General features: G+C 41.0%; 20 protein-coding genes. 7 read left to right on the top strand and 13 right to left on the bottom strand.

Annotated elements, in window-relative coordinates; genetic code table 11:
- Positions 1-93: 93 nt before the first annotated feature.
- Genes trhO through C7S20_RS06180 form a run of 3 tightly spaced genes read right to left on the bottom strand, consistent with a single transcriptional unit; the run spans position 94 to position 2,629 of the window.
- Positions 94-1,125: an oxygen-dependent tRNA uridine(34) hydroxylase TrhO gene (gene trhO / locus C7S20_RS06190; protein ID WP_107011666.1), complete on the bottom strand. Its 1,032-nt coding sequence runs from the start codon at positions 1,123-1,125 to the stop codon at positions 94-96.
- 32 nt (positions 1,126-1,157) lie between these two features.
- Complete coding sequence (locus C7S20_RS06185) at positions 1,158-1,388, bottom strand: ferredoxin (RefSeq protein WP_107011665.1); 231 nt, start codon at positions 1,386-1,388, stop codon at positions 1,158-1,160.
- A complete protein-coding gene (locus tag C7S20_RS06180; protein WP_107014116.1) occupies positions 1,388-2,629 on the bottom strand; it encodes a peptidase U32 family protein in 1,242 nt (413 codons plus the stop codon). The genes C7S20_RS06185 and C7S20_RS06180 overlap by 1 nt, the downstream gene beginning before the upstream one ends.
- Before the next feature lie 196 nt (positions 2,630-2,825).
- Between C7S20_RS06180 and recA the strand changes: the two genes are divergently transcribed.
- The 4 genes from recA (at position 2,826) to C7S20_RS06160 (ending at position 6,399) form a co-directional block, all read left to right on the top strand.
- A complete protein-coding gene (gene recA / locus C7S20_RS06175) occupies positions 2,826-3,839 on the top strand; it encodes a recombinase RecA (RefSeq protein WP_107011664.1) in 1,014 nt (337 codons plus the stop codon).
- Between the two features lie 92 nt (positions 3,840-3,931).
- A complete protein-coding gene (locus C7S20_RS06170; RefSeq protein WP_159039882.1) occupies positions 3,932-4,384 on the top strand; it encodes a membrane lipoprotein lipid attachment site-containing protein in 453 nt (150 codons plus the stop codon).
- Between the two features lie 27 nt (positions 4,385-4,411).
- Positions 4,412-4,957: an RNA polymerase sigma factor gene (locus C7S20_RS06165; RefSeq protein ID WP_107011662.1), complete on the top strand. Its 546-nt coding sequence runs from the start codon at positions 4,412-4,414 to the stop codon at positions 4,955-4,957.
- Positions 4,954-6,399, top strand: coding sequence for a hypothetical protein (locus C7S20_RS06160; RefSeq protein WP_107011661.1), 1,446 nt, complete (start codon positions 4,954-4,956; stop codon positions 6,397-6,399). The genes C7S20_RS06165 and C7S20_RS06160 overlap by 4 nt, the downstream gene beginning before the upstream one ends.
- Here C7S20_RS06160 and C7S20_RS06155 read toward each other — a convergent pair.
- On the bottom strand, positions 6,396-7,139 hold the full coding sequence (locus C7S20_RS06155; RefSeq protein ID WP_107011660.1) for a lysophospholipid acyltransferase family protein: 744 nt from the start codon (positions 7,137-7,139) through the stop codon (positions 6,396-6,398). The genes C7S20_RS06160 and C7S20_RS06155 overlap by 4 nt on opposite strands.
- A 73-nt stretch (positions 7,140-7,212) precedes the next feature.
- Between C7S20_RS06155 and trpS the strand changes: the two genes are divergently transcribed.
- On the top strand, positions 7,213-8,181 hold the full coding sequence (trpS, locus tag C7S20_RS06150) for a tryptophan--tRNA ligase (protein ID WP_107011659.1): 969 nt from the start codon (positions 7,213-7,215) through the stop codon (positions 8,179-8,181).
- Here trpS and dprA read toward each other — a convergent pair.
- The gene (gene dprA / locus C7S20_RS06145; protein ID WP_107011658.1) at positions 8,178-9,278 is read right to left on the bottom strand and encodes a DNA-processing protein DprA; all 1,101 of its coding nucleotides are present in this window, start codon (positions 9,276-9,278) and stop codon (positions 8,178-8,180) included. The two genes, trpS and dprA, sit on opposite strands and share 4 nt — an antisense overlap.
- Before the next feature lie 97 nt (positions 9,279-9,375).
- Here dprA and C7S20_RS06140 point away from each other — a divergent pair, with 97 nt between their 5' ends.
- Positions 9,376-10,305, top strand: a complete 930-nt coding sequence (locus tag C7S20_RS06140) for an HU domain-containing protein (protein ID WP_107011657.1) — start codon at positions 9,376-9,378, stop codon at positions 10,303-10,305.
- A 56-nt stretch (positions 10,306-10,361) separates the two neighbouring features.
- Entirely contained in the window at positions 10,362-10,874 is a 513-nt protein-coding gene (locus C7S20_RS06135) for an acyl-CoA thioesterase (RefSeq protein ID WP_107011656.1), read from the top strand.
- A 45-nt stretch (positions 10,875-10,919) separates the two neighbouring features.
- Here the strand turns inward: C7S20_RS06135 and C7S20_RS06130 are convergent, their stop codons facing one another.
- The 8 genes from C7S20_RS06130 to atpG form a co-directional block, all read right to left on the bottom strand.
- Positions 10,920-12,131, bottom strand: a complete 1,212-nt coding sequence (locus C7S20_RS06130; protein WP_107014115.1) for a murein hydrolase activator EnvC family protein — start codon at positions 12,129-12,131, stop codon at positions 10,920-10,922.
- A gap of 5 nt (positions 12,132-12,136) precedes the next feature.
- Positions 12,137-12,907: a lipoprotein insertase outer membrane protein LolB1 gene (gene lolB1 / locus C7S20_RS06125; RefSeq protein WP_107011655.1), complete on the bottom strand. Its 771-nt coding sequence runs from the start codon at positions 12,905-12,907 to the stop codon at positions 12,137-12,139.
- Positions 12,907-14,271, bottom strand: coding sequence for a tetratricopeptide repeat protein (locus tag C7S20_RS06120; RefSeq protein WP_107011654.1), 1,365 nt, complete (start codon positions 14,269-14,271; stop codon positions 12,907-12,909). The genes lolB1 and C7S20_RS06120 overlap by 1 nt, the downstream gene beginning before the upstream one ends.
- 9 nt (positions 14,272-14,280) lie before the next feature.
- Positions 14,281-15,291 (bottom strand): sugar nucleotidyltransferase, encoded by a 1,011-nt coding sequence (locus tag C7S20_RS06115; protein WP_107011653.1) that lies wholly within the window; start codon positions 15,289-15,291, stop codon positions 14,281-14,283.
- Positions 15,292-15,378: 87 nt separating this feature from the next.
- Positions 15,379-15,813 (bottom strand): dUTP diphosphatase, encoded by a 435-nt coding sequence (gene dut, locus C7S20_RS06110; protein WP_107011652.1) that lies wholly within the window; start codon positions 15,811-15,813, stop codon positions 15,379-15,381.
- The gene (locus tag C7S20_RS06105; protein ID WP_107011651.1) at positions 15,810-17,252 is read right to left on the bottom strand and encodes an oligosaccharide flippase family protein; all 1,443 of its coding nucleotides are present in this window, start codon (positions 17,250-17,252) and stop codon (positions 15,810-15,812) included. Before C7S20_RS06105 ends, dut begins: the two co-directional genes overlap by 4 nt.
- A gap of 61 nt (positions 17,253-17,313) precedes the next feature.
- Positions 17,314-17,757 carry a hypothetical protein gene (locus C7S20_RS06100; RefSeq protein ID WP_107011650.1) on the bottom strand — a complete coding sequence of 148 codons (444 nt, stop codon included), beginning with the start codon at positions 17,755-17,757 and terminating at the stop codon, positions 17,314-17,316.
- Between the two features lie 120 nt (positions 17,758-17,877).
- Positions 17,878-18,738, bottom strand: coding sequence for an ATP synthase F1 subunit gamma (atpG, locus tag C7S20_RS06095; RefSeq protein WP_107011649.1), 861 nt, complete (start codon positions 18,736-18,738; stop codon positions 17,878-17,880).
- Between the last annotated feature and the right edge of the window lie 64 nt (positions 18,739-18,802).

The following is an 18,802-nucleotide window of genomic DNA, read 5'->3' as shown; positions in this document are numbered from 1 at the left end:
ATAAATTCTTACCCAGGAAACCGGGCCTTTGAATTTTCACTCATCGAGTAAATATACCAATATTAATTGGCACCGCCATTTCGAAGCAGAAACCTACTGCTTAAATTTCAAAACTTCGGATCTTCCCTTTTTAAAGATCTTATTGCTGTTTCCTTTTCCCTTTCGGAGCTTCTTCTGCTCTTCATAAGGCAATGCATGTATCTCTTTACATTTTTCGGAACAACAATTATCCATTTTTTCGGCGCATTCCTCACATTGAATAAATAACAAATGACAGGCTTCATTTGCACAATTCACATGAGTGTCACAGGGTTTTCCGCACTGGTGACAATGGGAGATCACATCTTCGGTAATACGCTCGGCACGCCTATGGTCAAAAACGAAATTCTTCCCGATGAATTTATTTTCAAGATTTAATTTTTCAACCTGCCGCGCATATTCAATGATCCCGCCTTCAAGCTGGTAAACGTTTTTGAAGCCGCGGTGTTTGTAATAAGCACTCGCTTTTTCACAACGTATCCCGCCGGTACAATACATAACGAGATTTTTATCTTCCTTATGTTCTTTCAGGTCTTCTTCGATGATAGGAAGACTGTCCCTGAAAGTATCCACATCTGGAGTGATAGCGCCTTCAAAATGGCCAATTTCACTTTCATAATGATTTCTCATGTCCACCAAAATGGTATTCGGATCATTGATAAGCTCATTGAATTTAAGCGCGTCAACATGAACACCTTTATTGGTGACATCAAAAGTTTCATCATTAAGGCCATCGGCCACAATTTTGTCCCGAACTTTCACCTTGAGCTTAAGAAATGATTTCAGGTCATGTTCAATGGCGATATTCAGCCGGACATCTTTCAGAAAATAAATTTCGTCAAGAAATTCCTTGAATTCAAGAAAACGTTTTGCAGGAACCGAAAGCTGAGCGTTGATGCCTTCGTGAGCTACATAAATTCTTCCCAAAACTTCCATTTTGTCCCAGGCAATAAAAAGATGATTCCTGAAAAGGTGCGGATTTCCGATATTCGCGTAGGCATAAAAAGAGAGCGTAAGCCTGTCTTCACCGGCCTCTTCTAAAAGAGCTTCTCTCTCCTTAGCGCTTAATTTATTGTACAGTTGCATGCTATACCAATATTTTAAGAGTTAAAGATTTTTTATAAAATTTTCGCGGTAATAATCTTTACCGGACAGGCTTTCTGCGCCTGCAAACAGGGATCAAAGATACTGTTATCGTGAGACTTAAGCGTAAAGAATCCTTTTTTTTCATTGGAATTGAGCAACACGCTTTTCCCGTCTTTCTTCGACATTTGAAATTGACCCGGTGCCATCTCCACACAGTAATTACAACCTATGCATTTTTGGCGCTGCAAAGTTACAACTACCATTAGACCTGCACAATTTTATATAGTTTATCTGAAAGGCGCAGCCTGAAATCAAGAGGAATGGTACAGGAATCCCCTTTTGTTGCTTTTTCTGAAATCTTCTCCTCTACCATTAGCTCCTGAAGATCGAATTCTTTCACTCCGGTGGTTGGACCAGTCACTAAAAGTCGATCACCCACTTTAATATCATAGGCCTCAATTTTGAATTCGCCAATACCTGTTTTTGGAAAGTAATGAGCTCCTTTCCCGATATATACTTTTTTCTGAGTAGCATGCGATCCTGAACCATCGCTCCATTCGCCCAGTTTCTGGCCCAGGTAATAGCCACTCCAGAAGCCGCGATTATAGACTTTTTCAAGTTCTTTCATCCATGTAGTTACTTTTTCTTCGGAATAAGTTCCATCGTAAAAAGCATCGATTGCCTCCCTGTAAGTTTTGATCACGGTGGCAACATATTCGGGAGCTCTTCCCCTTCCCTCGATCTTAAGAACCTTTGCACCGGTTTCTATCACCTGGTCAAGAAAATCCAGGGTACAGAGATCCTTCGGGGACATCATATATTCGTTGTCAAGCTCTATTTCAAAACCCGATTCCTGATCGATAACCGTATATTTTTTTCGGCAATTCTGTTTACAGGCACCACGGTTCGCTGAAGAATTATGAGAATGCAGGCTTAGGTAACATTTACCGGAAACCGCCATGCATAAAGCACCATGGCCGAAAATCTCAATTTCCACCAGTTTTCCTGAAGGGCCTTTTATCTGGTCTTTCTCTATCTGTTCACAGATCTTTTTTACCTGCCGCAAACTTAATTCCCTGCTCATCACCATGGTATCGGCAAACAGGGAGTAAAATCGAACCGTTTCTATATTGGTAATATTGATCTGGGTGGAAATATGAATTTCCATACCTACCTGTCTGGCATAGGCGATCACCGCCTGATCCATTGCGATTACCGCGGTCACACCTGCTTTTTTAGCATTATCTATCAAAGTTTTGATGAGTGACAGATCGTGATCGTATATAATGGTGTTAAGGGTAAGATATGTTCTTATCCCTTTTTTTTCACATCTTTTTACAATTTCAGGCAGATCGTCAAGAGTGAAATTTATGCTGGCCCGGGCTCGCATATTGAGTTGCTCCACGCCAAAATAAACTGAATCTGCGCCATTATCTATCGCCGCCTGGAGCGATTCAAAATTCCCCGCAGGGGCCATTAACTCTATTTTTCCAATAGTGGTCATACACCAAATTTTGAGGTGTTCAAAGATACATCTTTCGTCAAAATATTTCAGGTTAATGATATCATAGAAGCCCTGGCGAGAAGTATTCCATAAAATTGGAATATTTCCAAAAATGGACAATTAATTTTGTTGGATTGCATTAAAACTTATAGTAATTTAGCAGACCTTATTTATAGATTTCAATATAAAATTCAACATGAGCAACGATAAAGAGAAAGAGGCAAAACTAAAGGCGCTGAAGCTTACTTTAGACAAGATGGACAAAACCTACGGCAAGGGTACGGTCATGAAAATGAGTGATCAGAATATTGTAGATGTAGATGCGATTTCTACAGGATCTCTGGGTCTTGACCTTGCGCTGGGGGTAGGCGGCTACCCGCGTGGAAGGGTGATCGAAATCTACGGTCCAGAATCTTCAGGTAAAACCACTCTTACTCTTCATGCAATTGCTGAAGCACAAAGAAAAGGCGGTATCGCAGCCTTTATTGACGCTGAACATGCTTTTGACAGGTTCTATGCCGAAAAACTGCATGTAGACATTGATAACCTCATCATCTCTCAACCAGATAACGGAGAACAGGCTCTTGAAATTACCGATAATCTGATCCGTTCCGGGGCGATCGATATAATCGTGATCGACTCGGTTGCAGCTCTTACTCCCAAAAGCGAGATCGAAGGGGAAATGGGAGATTCCAAAATGGGTCTTCATGCGCGTTTGATGTCACAGGCTTTGAGAAAGTTAACCGCTTCAATAAGTAAGACAAATTGTACGGTAATTTTCATCAACCAGCTCCGCGAGAAAATCGGTGTGATGTTTGGAAATCCGGAAACCACTACCGGTGGTAACGCACTTAAATTTTATGCTTCTGTTCGCCTTGATATCAGAAGATCCACCCAGATCAAAGACAGCAGCAATAACGTTATGGGTAACAAGACCCGCGTGAAAGTTGTGAAGAACAAAGTAGCTCCACCATTCAAAACTGCCGAATTTGACATTATGTATGGTGAGGGAGTTTCCAAGATCGGTGAGATCATCGATATAGGCGTGGAATACGAGATCATAAAAAAGAGCGGCTCGTGGTTTAGCTATGAAGACACTAAACTCGGCCAGGGCCGGGATGCGGTAAAAGCATTGCTGAAAGATAATCCTGATCTAATGGATGAACTTGAAACCAAAATCAAGGAGGCTATTAAGATCACTCAGGAATAAAAATCTAATCCCCTTCACGGGGATTTTTTTTGATCTTTACGCAACCTTTTTGAGTCTATTGCATCTACAGTACAAAAGCAAAATAAAAATTTATGAAAAAAATCGTTTTTGTATTAATGTCAGTAATCCTCCTTTCAGGATGTTCAATCGATAATGAATCAGGCCCAAATGTAGCTTACGATCTTGTTGCTATTACCGGGAATGACCTCCCTGAATCTTTTGAAAAAGGCAAAACCTATGAAGTGAATGTAACGTATGAGCTTCCAAACCAATGTTACGCTTTTAATTCATTAGATGCCAGAAGGGCAGGAAGCTCCTCAGAACAAAGAAGAAAAATCTATGTTGGAGCCATAAGCCTGGTAAATCTAAGCGGCACTTGTGATGAATCTTCCGAAGGAGATACCGGAACCAGTAAATTCACTATTCTGATCGATGAAGATGGAGAATATGAATTCAATTTCTGGATCGGGAAAGATTCAACCGGTCAATCTTTATATGATAAAGTCACTGTTCCGGTGGTAGATAATACTAATACCGGAGCTTAATCTGAAATTTAAAACAGATCACTATTAGTGAGTTTACACGAACTCATCCATCAGTGCAGGAAGGAGAACCGCAATGCACAGGAACAGCTTTACCGTTTATATGCGGCTAAGCTGTTCGGCCTTTGCCTTAAATATTCAGAAAACAGGCAACAGGCAGAGGATAATTTACAGGATGGGTTCGTGCAAATTTTCAATAAGATCAAACAGTTCAGAGAAGAAGGTTCTTTTGAGGGATGGATGAAGCGTGTGATGGTTAATACCTGCCTTCAGAAATACCGACAACAAAAAGTCTATAGCCTGAGCAATGAAGCGCAAATCGAAGAAGAAGATCCTGAAGTTGAAGAAGAAGAATTTGAAATCAATTTTCTTCTTCAATGTATACAGGCTCTGCCCGATCGCTACCGACAGGTTTTCAGTTTATACGTACTGGACGGATATTCACACCGGGAAATTGCAGAAATGATGAATATTTCTGAAGGCACTTCCAAGTCTAATCTTGCACGCGCAAGAATGGCCTTAAAAGAAAAAATTGAAGAAAGCCGTGAAAGGCAAAATTCTGCACAATCATCATGAAAGAAAAAAAACACATAGATAGGATCTTTCAGGAGAAATTCAAGGATTTTGAAGCCAATCCACCCAGCGGTATGTGGGACAAGATCGCTTCAGAACTTGATAAAAAGGATGATAAAAAACCTTTAATTATTCCGCTTTGGTTTAAAATAGCGGGCGTTGCTGCCGTTATCGCCATTGTAATCGCAGGATTTTTATTTACCGATGAACCTGCGAATGGTTCAATTTCCCCCTCAATTGTAGAACAGCCTTCTGAGAATTCATTAAAATCAGATAAAGAACCGGGCTCCCAGTCAGGTTCTGCCATTTCAAATTCTGAAGATGAGGGAAAATTAAATAAGGAACCTCCAGAAGTAAAAAACAACTTTAATTCTTCCGAAAAAACTTCGGTTGTTGCCCAAAATGATCAGGAGGAAAATAAAAATGAATTAAAACCTAATTCTGAAACTGGACAAATTTCAGATAAAAAGGAAAAAATTTCCGAAAAGGAAAAAAACCAGCGCATTGCTGCAACTCAAAATGTCCATACCAGCAAAAATCAGGAAGAAAATAGTGAAAAGGAGAAATTAGTTGATCCTCCGGGAGCAGTAAATAAGCCTTCTGTTTCCGGAGCGATCGCTGAAAATGTCGAAAATTCGAAAGATTCTGTAGAAAATAATATGCCTTCAGAAAATGCTCTGGCGGAGCTTGAGAAGAAAAACGAAAAATCTGATGAAGAGCTTGCTGAAACCAACACCAAAAGGCTCAGCCTTTCAACTTTTGCGGCTCCTATTTTTTACAAAAACCTGGGAAGCGGAAATGAGCTTTCTTCGCAATTGGCAAATAACAATTCGGTTTCTGATGTGACCGTTTCATACGGCGTAAAAGTGGCCTATGCAATTTCAGAAAAAATTAAAATCAGGACTGGTATCAGCAAGATCAATGTGAATCAGACCGTAGAGGATATTTCTTATTCACCAGTCGCCATTTCCGGCGGACTCGCGAATATCAATTCATCAGGGGAGGTCTTTGCGATTCGTGGCAATAATCCGTCGAATTCCTTCAATACCGCGAGCGTTTCAAGTTTTCTGGCAGCTCCTTTGTTCACACCCGGTGAGATCAACCAGGAATTCGGTTTTATCGAAGTGCCGCTGGAATTGGAATATGCCCTGATCGACACAAAATTTGGACTGAACCTCATTGGCGGTGCGAGTACTTTGTTCCTTGACGAGAACCGCGTGGATCTGGTTTCGGGAAATACCAATACCCGTCTGGGCAAGGCAAATAATATCAATTCAACAAGTTTTAGCACCAATATTGGCGTGGGAATGGATTATGATCTAAACGATCTATTCAGCCTAAGTTTAGAGCCAATTTTTAAATATCAGTTGAATACTTTTAATAATGTCCAAAGTGTGCAGCCGGTGAATTTTGGAATTTATTCAGGTATCACCCTAAAATTTTAATAAACCGAAGGACTCTGTAATTCATCAAGGATCACCTTCCTGGTTCTCTCTTTTAGCATTCGGCGATCTTTTAATTCCATTCCTTCAGTACAGATGAATTTGTGAATTTTCACTCTTAATTTCCCGGGCCCGCCAGTGAAGAATTTATAAGAAAACCTTTTTTTCGTATCGTGAAAAGTTAAGGGCACGATGGGAATTTGATGCTCCAGGGCAAGGCGGAAGGCGCCGTCTTTAAAAGTATCAAGAACAATGGAAAGATCATCAGGCACGCCCCCTTCGGGAAAAATACAAATGCTGTTTTGCTGTTCCAGGCGTCGCTGTGCTTCGGTGAAAGCCTCCTTCCTGCTTCTCTGATTATTTCGGTCAACAAGAATGCAGGTTCGCCGGTAAAAGAACCCGAAAACTGGAATTTTGACCAGTTCTTTTTTTCCGAGGAAAATAAAGGGCCTTTTGATCACGTAGAGCATCAGCATAATATCCAACATCGAGGTGTGATTGGCCACAAACATATAGCTCTTGTGTTTTTCCGGCAGCTGTTCAGCAAGCGTTTTAACGCTGAAACCCATCCCAAAAATGATGATTTTCGCCCAAATCCGGGCACAAATAAAGAATTGAGGATAAAACCTTTCCGCAGAAGTCAAAACAATAAGCACCGGGAGCATAATAACGATCGGCACCACCAGTAAAATATAAAACCAGATTCGCCAGAGAAGAATTGCCGCCGATTTGAGAATGCGCATAACTTCAAAAGTACTAAAATGAACCGATTGAATTCCATAAAAAATTTACCTTTGCAGGAAAAATCACAAGCCAATGTCCAGAATACTTACAGGAGTCCAAAGTACAGGAACGCCACATCTTGGCAATCTTTTGGGAGCCATCATGCCTGCAATTGAAATGGCTAATGACCCGGCTAACGATTCTTTCATTTTTATCGCCGACCTTCATTCCCTTACTCAAATAAAAGATGCTGAAACTTTAAGGCAAAATACGTATTCGGTGGCGGCGACATGGCTCGCCTGTGGTTTGGATATTGAAAGAACTGTGTTTTATCGTCAAAGCGATATCCCTCAGGTTACCGAGCTTACCTGGTTTTTAAGCTGCTTTTTTCCCTATCAAAGGCTAACTTTGGCGCATTCTTTTAAAGATAAGGCTGATCGCCTCGAAGATGTGAACGCCGGACTTTTCTCTTATCCCATGCTAATGGCTGCAGATATTCTGCTTTATGACGCTGAAATTGTTCCGGTTGGAAAAGATCAGTTACAACACCTGGAGATGACCCGCGATGTGGCATCAAGGTTCCATGCAAAAATGGGCGAGGTTTTCGTAATTCCGGAAGCCAAAGTGCAAAAGGAAACCATGTATGTGCCGGGAACCGATGGTGAAAAAATGAGCAAATCCAAGCAGAATACCATCAATATTTTTCAGACAGATAAAAAACTGAGAAAACAGATCATGGGAATCCAGACAGACAGTACACCTCTGGAAGAGCCCAAAGATCCCGATACCTGCAATGTTTTTGCTTTATACAGGCTAATTGCCCGTGAAGAGCAGATCACAGAAATGCGAAAGAATTATGAGGCTGGTGGTTACGGCTATGGAAATGCCAAACAAGCGCTTTTCGAACTGATCAAAGAAAAATTTTCTGAACCCCGAGAGAAATATGAATATTTCATCAATAATCTCGAGGAGGTAGATAAAGCCCTCGCAGTTGGAGCGAAAAAAGCAAAAAAAGTAGCTGATGTTGTTTTAGGGAAAGTGCGGGCAAAAGCCGGATATTAAATAATTTCAAACATTTTTCCCGGCAAGGGCCTGATGGCTCCTTTTAATTCCATATTGAGTAAAATCGAAGCGGTTTTAAAGGTTGGAAAATGACAGTTTAAAGCGAGTACATCCAATTCACTCTTTCCTCTGTCTTTTAGAAAATCATATAATTTCTGTTCGTCTTCCTCCAGTTCAAAAAACAACTGTTTTTGGACTGCTGCCGGCCTGTCTTCGATATTCCAGTTCAAAATATACAAAAGATCAGCCGCTGAAGTAAGCAAATGTGATTTTTGAGATTTTATCAGGTTATTACAGCCAATGCTGTATTTTTCACCGGGCCTTCCGGGCACCGCGAAAACCTCCCGATCATAAGAAGCTGCAATATCGGCCGTCACAAGTGCGCCACCTTTTTCAGCGCTTTCGATAACCACCGTAGCTTCGCTCAAACCTGCAATAATTCGGTTCCTTTTTAGAAAATTATTCCGATCAAATTTATCGGTACTCCAGAAATCGGTGAAAAAGCCACCATTCTCTTCGATCTGGTTTACATATTTTTTATGCGCTTTCGGGTAAACCTGGTTCAGGCCGTGCGCCAGGCAGCCAATGGTTTGGAGTCCGTTTTTGACGGCCGCTTTATGAGCGGTAATATCTACGCCATAAGCAAATCCCGAAATGATCACAGGATCGATAACGGCCAGATCTTCAATAAGTTTTTCGCAAAACTGAGTTCCATGCACGGTGATCTGCCGCGTTCCGACGATACTGAGGATCTTTTTATTCTTCAGATCAAACTTTCCTTTTGAAAACAATAAAATTGGAGCGTCCAGGCAGTGTTTCAGTTTTTGCGGATAATTTTCTTCCTGAAAATAATGAGTGTTGATGTGATTTTTTTCGATGAATTTTATTTCAGATTCTGCCGCTTTGAAATGCTCAGAACTGCCTAATTCTTTAATGCGAAGCTGGCCGATGCCGTCTATTTTCAGAAGACGGCTTTTCTTTTCTTTGAAGATATTTTCGGCTTTTCCGAAATGCCGAATCAATTTTTTGGCCGTTGTATCTCCCAGATTTGGAATATGTTGCAGCGCTAAGGTGTAAAGTAAATCTTCAGAATTCATCCGGCCAATTTGATCAAAATTACAGAAAAAAAGATTTGTTAATAAAAATTCTTTGGGTAACTTTAGCCTTAGACCTAAACCTCTATTTTTGCCTTCAATGAATATAGCCAGCTACATCCAGGATTTATTATACCGATACGAATGCGTGGTTCTGCCAGGTTTCGGAGCCTTTCTTTCTCAAAAACAATCGGCTTATATCGATGAAAAAACAGGGCAGTTCTTTCCGCCTAAAAAGTTAATTTCATTTAACCGCCAGCTTTTAAGAAATGATGGTTTGCTTGCGAATTATATTTCCGAAGTGCAGGGTGTTTCGTATGAAGCGGCTACGAACATGGTTCGCGAGTTTGTTTATGATCTCGAAATTAGCCTGGAAAAAGGTGAAAAAACTGAAATTGGTCATATTGGCAAACTTTATCTTGATGAAGAAGATAAACTTCAATTCGAGCCAAACAACAGTATTAATTTCCTTACCCACTCGTATGGGCTTAGTAATTTTGGAGTGACTGAACTTCAAAGGGAAATTTATAAAAAAGAAGTGGCTCAACTCGAGGAAAAAGCGCCTTTGCTGTTTACTCCCGAGAAAAGACGCACCTCCATTCTTAAATATGCGGCGATAGGTCTTATTGCGCTGGGACTTTCTGGCTATGCCGGACTCAATATTTACAGCCATCAGGTAAGCCAGCATAATATTGCGGAGCAGCAGGAAGCAGAAAACCAGCTGCAGCAACAAATCCAGGAGGCTACCTTTGTGATCGACAATCCGTTGCCGGCAGTAACTTTCGAGGTTGAGAAGCAATCGGGCAACTATCATATAGTGGCCGGAGCTTTTAGAGTAGAAGAAAACGCCGAAAAGAAAGTTAAAGAACTTAAGGAGGAAGGTTACAAAGCCCGTTTGATCGGCGCCAATAAATACGGACTTCATCAGGTGGTCTATTCCAGCTATCAAACCAGAAGGGAGGCTATAAATGCTCTTTATAAGATCAAGAAAACCAATGAAGCCGCATGGTTGCTTGTTCAGGAACTTTAATACTCTTTTAACGGGAAAATTCGAATCGGGGGCCTTATTTTTGCAAAAAATCAACTATGGAGGCCAAAAAACCGAGTGATTCCCGTACTACCTTAACCGATCTTGTACTTCCCAGTGAAACAAATCCTTTAAATAATCTATTCGGGGGTGAATTACTCGCCCGTATGGATCGCGCAGCCAGCATTGCCGCTCGTCGTCACAGCCGAAGGATTGTGGTTACAGCTTCGGTAAATCATGTGGCCTTCAATAAAGCTATCCCTTTAGGAAGTGTTGTAACCGTAGAAGCGGCAGTTTCCAGAGCCTTTAAATCGTCTATGGAGATCTTTATAGATGTTTGGGTGGAAGACCGCGAAAGTGGCCGCAAAACAAAGGCCAATGAAGCGATCTATACATTCGTGGCGGTAGATGAGACCGGTACACCTGTTCAAATTCCCCAACTGGAACCGGTAACCAAACTTGAAAAGGAAAGATATGCCGCTGCCTTAAGAAGAAAACAACTAAGTCTTGTCCTGGCCGGAAAAATGAAACCTAATGAAGCTACCGAGCTAAAAGCGCTTTTTAAAGATTAATCGGTACTTCCAAAAAGAAAAGGTTTATTCACAATCTGGGGCAAATTACATTTGATAGATCCAGTCTGCAGGATCCATTTTCTGGGTATTCTTGAAAATGAAAAAATGAAGCGTGGTTTTTCCCGTGGTTTTACTGGTGGCTACCTCTCCAACTTCCTGTCCGGTCACCACCTTATCGCCTCTCTTCACATAAACGCTTTGCAGGTTATTATAAATGGTAATATAGTCACCGTGACGCACCATAACGGCCATGTTGGCTCCTTTTACTGCCTGCACCTCGCTTACCGTCCCATTGAAAACAGCACGGGCTTTTCCTCCTTTATCGGTATCTATACGCACGCCATTATTATTGATCATTGCTGACTGAACCACCGGATGAGGGTGTTTCCCGAATTGCATGGTAACAACGCCAGATTTAACGGGCCAGGGCAATTTCCCTTTATTATTGGCAAAATCGGCTGCCAGAGCTTTTGCCTCGGGAGTTAATTCGTAAGTATCCCGGGAAGACGAACCGCTTTCCTCATTGGCTTTGGCTATCGAAGCACGTACCATTTCTTCAATGGCCCTGTCTATTTTATCTATTTCCTGTTGTTTTTTTCTGATCTGAGCGGCAAACTCACCTTCCCTTTTCTTAATGGTTGACATTAATTCCTGCTGCGATTTCCTGTTCTCTTCCAAACGGGCCCTGGTCTTACGGTTCTCAGCGATCAGTTTTTCCTTGGCTTCCTTTTGTTCGGCGAGGTTAGCGTTTAATTTCTGAAGTTCACGGGTACGCTCTTTGATCTCTTCACCCTGTTTCTTGCGGTAGTTGGTATATTGCTTCATGTATTGAAGGCGCTTATAGGCTTGCAGGAAACTTTTAGACGATAGCAGGAACATGATCCTGCTTTGTTGCGATTTGCTTTTATAGGATTTACGGATCATCCGGGCATAATCGTCTTTTAATTCTTCAAGTTCTTTTCTAAGCTGACTGATTTTTTTGGTATTCGTATTTATTTCACGGGTAAGCAAATTTGCCTGCTGATTGGTGACTTTTATAAGATTTTCAGTGCTTTTTATCTGCTGATTAAGATCTTCGACCTGTCCTAAGACCGACTGCCGCTTTTTTTGCTGACCAATACGCAGTTCATTGATACGCCTGATCTCATTCTGAAGTTCCACCCGTCGCTTTTCAAGTTCCTCACGTTTGCTTTGGGCATGGGAAGAAGCGATTCCGAAAAACAGTAATAAAATGAAAAGCGTTTTTACATGCTTCATAATTTTCAATTTAAACTGGTTTCTTCATAACCTGAAGGAATTTCAAAAGGAAAACTCACGTCCTCATTAAATTTTACAGAACGATAGGTAAGTTCAATATTGGTATTATCGCCTCCTTCATTGGCAATAATTTTAATTTTTTCAGGGAAAATAAAACCGTCAACTTTCTGGTAGTCGGAATAGGTCACGGTGAGACTTCGGTTTTCCTGCTGCTGAACCAGTTGTTGTGCCTGAGCTTTGAAAGTTGCCGGGTCCAGGAGAAACATTTTTTTGATAAGCGCATCATCGGCCACAAACTGAAAGCCTCTTGGTGAGGTAGAAAAATCGTATTCCTCATCGCGAAGATCATAAATGGCCTGGCCGATCAGTAAATTCTGAAGTTTCTGAAAGTCAAGGGGAGTTCCTAAAAAATCGCTTACCAGACTAAAATCACCCTTAAAATAGGTTTGGTTCACCTTTTCATAATAGCTCACCTGTTCAGGTGTGATATAGGCTTTTGCCACAGGGAATCCAAGGACACTGGCACTCATCCAGATGGCCTTATCTTTTTCCATTCGGAAGGTGAGCGTTATTGCCTGACTTTTATTTTCATCTTGATAAACAGCCCTTAATTTCCCATTAGCAGTTTTGAAATCGGTCTCGGTTTTATAATGTTTCCTGATCACCGAAACGGCTTCGGCGTCCCGGGTAGCAATTTTTCGGTTTATTCCTCTACGGCTTCCGCAGGAAACCACAAAAACAGATATCATCAATAATATGGTAACTTTTCGTAACATCAATTGATCTCTTTTTTAAGATTTTCAGCCTTTCTGCGAAATTCTTCCGCTTTAGACATCTCATTCATTCCCTCATAGCTCAGCGCCAGCTGCAGGTAAAAATCACTTTCCATTTCACGGTCTTCAACGAGATAATCCAGGCCTTCCTTTAACTTTTCTTCAGCCTTTTTGAACTCAGAAAGCTTATTTAAAGCAACTCCCTGAAACAAATACAGGAGCGGTTGGGTTGGAAAAATTTCGAGGGAATTTTCACTAAGCAGCTTTGCCTCCTCAAACCTGGCAAAATCTAACTGCAAAATGAGGATATTTTTGATTAACTGGAAATTATCCTGATCCTCTTTAATCCCAAGTTCAAAAAACTTTAAAGCATTCTCTTTATTGCCTTTTTTAAGGTAATATTCTCCAAGCTGTTCATAGATCTTTGGAGTATTCTCCCAGTTTTTGAGCTTTCCGGCAGCCTCAATAAGCTGCTCTTCATACTTTGGATTTTGCTGAACATAATTCAGAAAATCGTTAAGCACCTTAAACTTGGTCTCTGCGTCTATCTCTTCGCTCTCGAAGACAATATCCATCGAAGCGATTGCAGCTTCCGGATTGTCCTTATTCAGATAAAACTTATACAGAGCCAGGTGAGCCAGGGAAGAGCCGGGATTCGTCTTTAAAAGCTCCTGAGCGACTTTAAAAGCTTCCTCTTCATTGCCCTGGTCGCTGTAAATATAAATAAGGTTGAGATAATTTTGTTCAACATCGGGATTGCTGGCGATGCTTTCCCTTAAATTTTGCACCTGTGCATCAGTATTGTTTGTGCGGGCATAAATTTGCCTGCGCAGGGAAGTGCGATAGGTATTGCTGCCGTATTTAGCATCCAGTTCATCCAGTGTTTTCAGTGCTTTATCATACTCCTCATTGAGTAAATAGAGATTGGCGAGATCCTCTTTATATTTAGGATCCATGGGAATGAGCTTTTTTACCGTTTCTATGGCTCCGGCATAATCTTCGGTCATCCCATAGGTTTGGAAAAGAAAATTCAGGATCGCCTCCCTTTTTGGTTCCAGCTCGTGGGCCTTTTTAAAATTTGAAATCGCCTGTTCGTAATTTTCCAGTTCCCGATAATTCTTACCCAATTCAAAAAAAACCACCGCTTGTGTGTCGTCAATTTTCAGACATTGCTGAAGTTGGTTTATGGCTTTTTCATAATTCTCAATTCCTTTCTGTTTAAGGGCTTCAAAAAAATGCTCCTGAAAGGCATCGCTGGCATTTCCAAGATCATCCTGACTCACATCTTTTAAAGGCTGCGGAATTTCCTGGCCTTCGGAAGAAAAGGCGGAAATCGACAGAAAAAGTATGAGAATCAGGTTTTTCATCTATTTTACTTATTCCAGCACCGAATAATCACCAATGCTGATCTGGGTGAAATTACCGTCAAACTTAGCATAATTACCAATCATCGCATTATCAAGGTTGGCATTTTTTATCTCGGCTTCGTTTTGAATAAGACTATTCTTAATAGTGGAATTTTCTATTCTCGTTCCATCACCAACAGAAACGTTCGGACCGATTTTCACATTGATCAATTCCACATTTTCACCAATAAAGCAAGGCTCGGTGATCTCGGCATTTTTGATCTTTACAGAATCTGAAATCAGTTTCTCTCCATCCTGGTGAAGGAATTTGAGCATTCGCCCATTGGTTTCTACCGTTACATTTTTATTCCCACAGTCCATCCATTCATCCACTTTTCCGGGAACAAATCTCAGGCCATTCTTTCTCATAGCCTGAATACCGTCATTGATTTGATACTCTCCCCCACGGGTAAGCTTTTGATCGAGCACGTTCTGAAGTTCATCTTTCAGGACTTCAACATTTTTGAAATAATAAATACCGATTACCGCAAGATCTGAAACAAATTCCTTTGGTTTTTCAACAAGGTCAACAATTTCCCCATTCTGATTTAGCTTAACAACCCCGTAAGCAGAAGGGTTTTCAACTTTCTTCACCCATATTACGCCATCAGCAGATTTATCAAGATCAAAATCGGCTTTAAAAAGAGTGTCTGCATAAGCGATCACCGCGGGACCGCTTAAAGATTCTTTCGCACACATGATCGCATGGCCGGTTCCAAGAGGTTTATCCTGATAATAGATCGTGCCTTTAGCACCCAAAGAATTGGCAATTTTCATCAAATCTTTTTCCACCTGTTCTCCAAAATCTTCACCTATGATAAAAGCGATCTCATCGATCTTTTCATCAAGCACTTTCGCGATATCTTCGACTAATCGGTGAACTATAGGTTTTCCCGCGATTGGAATTAAAGGTTTAGGGACGGTTAAGGTGTGAGGACGAAGTCGTGAACCACGACCCGCCATGGGTACGATTATTTTCATTATTGAATTTTCTTTTTCTTAATTTTTATTGATTTAATTATGAGATCGCTTCTCCGCCTGAGGCGGATCACAATGACATTTTTTAATTTATTTGTGGCCGGTACTTCCGAAGCCGCCAGCTCCGCGTTGGGTTTCCTGAAGCACTTCGGTTTCGGCCCATTCTATCTGCTCATGTTTTGCAATTACAAGCTGGGCGACGCGCTCTCCATCCTGGACGCTAAACTCTTCATTCGATAGATTCACCAGAATTACCCCAATTTCGCCGCGGTAATCGGCGTCGATGGTGCCGGGAGAATTGAGCACCGTAATTCCTTTTTTGGCGGCGAGTCCGCTTCGTGGTCTCACCTGTGCTTCATAACCAATTGGAAGCTCAATGAAAAGTCCGGTTTTAATAATGGCCCTCTCGAGCGGTTTCAGCACAACAGGCTCCTCCATATTAGCCCGCAGGTCAAGACCTGCTGAGGCTTCGGTTTCATAATTGGGAAGCGCATGCTTCGATTTATTGATAACTTTTACAATCATTTAGTCAGAATTTTATTGAGTTGTTTTCTTTCCATAGAAAAAACGATTCCGAGGAACAGCAAATTCAATCCCGTTGCAATCAGATAATTTTCCCTGAAAAACAGGAAGGAAAGTATGGAAAGTCCTACGGATAAAAACAAATAGAAACTTATTTTTTTAACGTTATAAGGCACGGGATAGTATCTTTTTCCCAGGAAATAGGAAATGATCATCATACTTCCATAAGCGATAAGTGTAGCCCAGGCAGATGCGATGAATCCTATCACCGGGATCAGGAAAATATTCAGCAAAATGGTAATTATCGCTCCGAATACCGAAATATACATTCCCGTGCGGGTTCTATCGGTGAGCTTATACCAAACCGACAGATTGTGATAAATACCCAGAAAAAGGTTCGCCATCAAAACGATCGGAACGATACTAATGGCGATCCAGTAAGACGAATCGCGAATAACCAGCGCTTTAAAGAAATCAATATACGTGACGAGAATCAAAAAAATCAGGCTTCCGCAGATGACAAAATATTTTAAAATTTCTGCGTAGGTTTCCCGGGCGTTTTCCTTTTGAGCATGGTTGAAAAAGAAAGGCTCGGCGCCCATTTTAAAGGCCTGCACGAAAATGGTCATAAAAACAGCCAGTTTATAACACCCGGAATAGGCTCCCATAATTTCATCGGAAATCATGTCTTTAATTAAGATTTTATCGAGGTTTTCGTTGATCACAAAGGCGATACCGGCAACCATGATAGGCCATCCATACTTCCACATCTGCTTGAAAATATCGACACTGAAGTTTATTTTAGTCCTGAAAAAATACGGGAGAAGCAAAATAAAAGTAATCCCGCTGGCAGCCACATTGGCCATAAAAATATATCCCACAAGGTCTTTTGGGTCGTAATTTTTCGTTATGTACACCGGGGAATAGTCGGGAAATTTCCTGACGAACCACAGGAAGTAGAAATTCAGACCCACGTAAGTGAGAATATTGAGGATCTTTATACCAGCGAATTTCAGTGGCCTTCCGGTAGCTCTCAAATAAGCAAAAGGAACGACTACAAGTGTGTCGAGTATCAAAACGCTGAAAAGAAGCTGAAAATAATAAGGGTCGAGATCCATTAGCTGCACCAGCTGATCCTGAAAAATAAGGACGAGAATGGCAAATACTACCGTTGTACTTGTGAGCGCGATAAAAGCAGTAGAGAAGACTTTTTCGGAATCTTTGGCCCTGCTGAAAAACCGGAAGAAGGAGGTTTCCATCCCGTAGGTAAGCAGCACATTGAAAAAGGCGGCCCAGACGTAAAAAACGGTGTTTACTGAATATTCCTCACGCGGAAGGATATCGGTGTGCAAAGGCACCAGGATGAAATTCATCAGCCGTGGGAATACCGTCGCAAAACCGTAAATAAGAGTGTCTTGAAAAAATCTTTTTAAAGTACTCAACAGGAGCGGGTTGATTTATTACAAATATCTGAATAAATCAGGATTATAAAAGCCGGAGCTCTTATTCCTTTTCCACAATTCCTGTTAGCTTGTAGTATTTGGTCTCTCCATTCTGGATAAATACCAGTAAGGCTTCGTCCTTTTCAATTTTTACCGGACTTTTTTCGGGCATTTGTGGCGGCTGATTCCCATATTCCTTTTTTGGCTCTTTATGCATCACTATATCGCCCATTCCGGTGCGGAAATCGGCCACATAAAGATTAGGTTTTTCCTCATTTTGAGTCAAAGCCGATTTCATTCCGCGGAAATAAACCGAATTAAGGGAAACTTTCTGATCCTGAATTGCAATAACAGGAATATTTAGCCTTATACCTTTTGGCGTTTTTGTAGTGTATATCTTACCGAATTGAGCGGGTGCTCTTTCCTGTAAATTCTTATTGCCGCCACAGGAGCCAAAAAACAATAAGCTGAAGATCCCTGAGAATAAAAGTACACTGGCTTTCATAATGATGAGTTTTAGTTGATAAGTAAAAGACAAAAGCCGTACCAAAAGAAAAAGCCTCCCGGAATGAGAGGCTTTTAATGTTTTATTCATCCTTCGACTCCGCTCAGGATGATAGTCATTTTATCCGTTTAGCGCTTCGGCACCACCAACGATCTCAAGGATCTCATTGGTAATAGAAGCCTGACGAGCTTTGTTGTAAGACAATTTAAGATCATCCCGAAGTTCTTTCGCGTTATCGGTCGCTTTATGCATCGCAGTCATACGCGCACCGTGTTCAGCAGCAAAAGAATCTCTAAGAGCCTTAAAAAGTTGCATTTTAAGAGATTTTGGGATCAATTCCTTTACAATTTCAAGTTTTGAAGGCTCGAAAATGTAATCCAATTGTTTGTTCTCATCGCTTTCAAACTTCTCTATAGGTAGAAACTGTTCATCCATTACCACCTGGGTGGCAGCATTCTTGAACTGGTTGTAAATAATCTCGATTTTGTCATATTTCCCGTCAAGAAATTGTTGCATTAAATCCTCTGCGATCTCCGCTACCGGGTCATAATTAAGATTGTCAAAAATATCATTGTTATTGCCGGCGATAGGAAAAGTTTTTTTCAATATATCATTGGCTTTTTTACCCAATGAAAGTATTTCAACTTCCTTACCCTGGTACTCACCCTGGATCTTAGCCTTTACTTTCTTCACGATATTACTATTAAAAGCTCCGGCAAGTCCTTTATTTGAGGAAATGGCCACAAGCAGAACTTTTTTAACCTCGCGTTTTTCAGCAAATTCACTCCCAGATTCTTCTTCAAGTGTAGCGCTTAGATCCTGAAGCAATTGCGTAAGCTTTTCGGCATAAGGTCGCATGGAAGTAATCGCATCCTGCGCCTTGCTCAACTTTGCAGCCGATACCATTTTCATGGCACTGGTGATCTGCATGGTCGAGGAAACCGAATTGATCCTGCTACGTAATTCTTTTAAGTTTGCCATTTTTATTTAGTATTGAGTATTGAGTAATTAGTACGGATAACTTTTAATCAACACTATAAACCTT

Origin of the sequence: Christiangramia fulva (assembly GCF_003024155.1) — a bacterium.
Lineage (GTDB): Bacteria > Bacteroidota > Bacteroidia > Flavobacteriales > Flavobacteriaceae > Christiangramia > Christiangramia fulva.
Note: the sequence above shows the minus strand (reverse complement) of the source record. Positions and strands in the feature narration are given on the sequence as shown.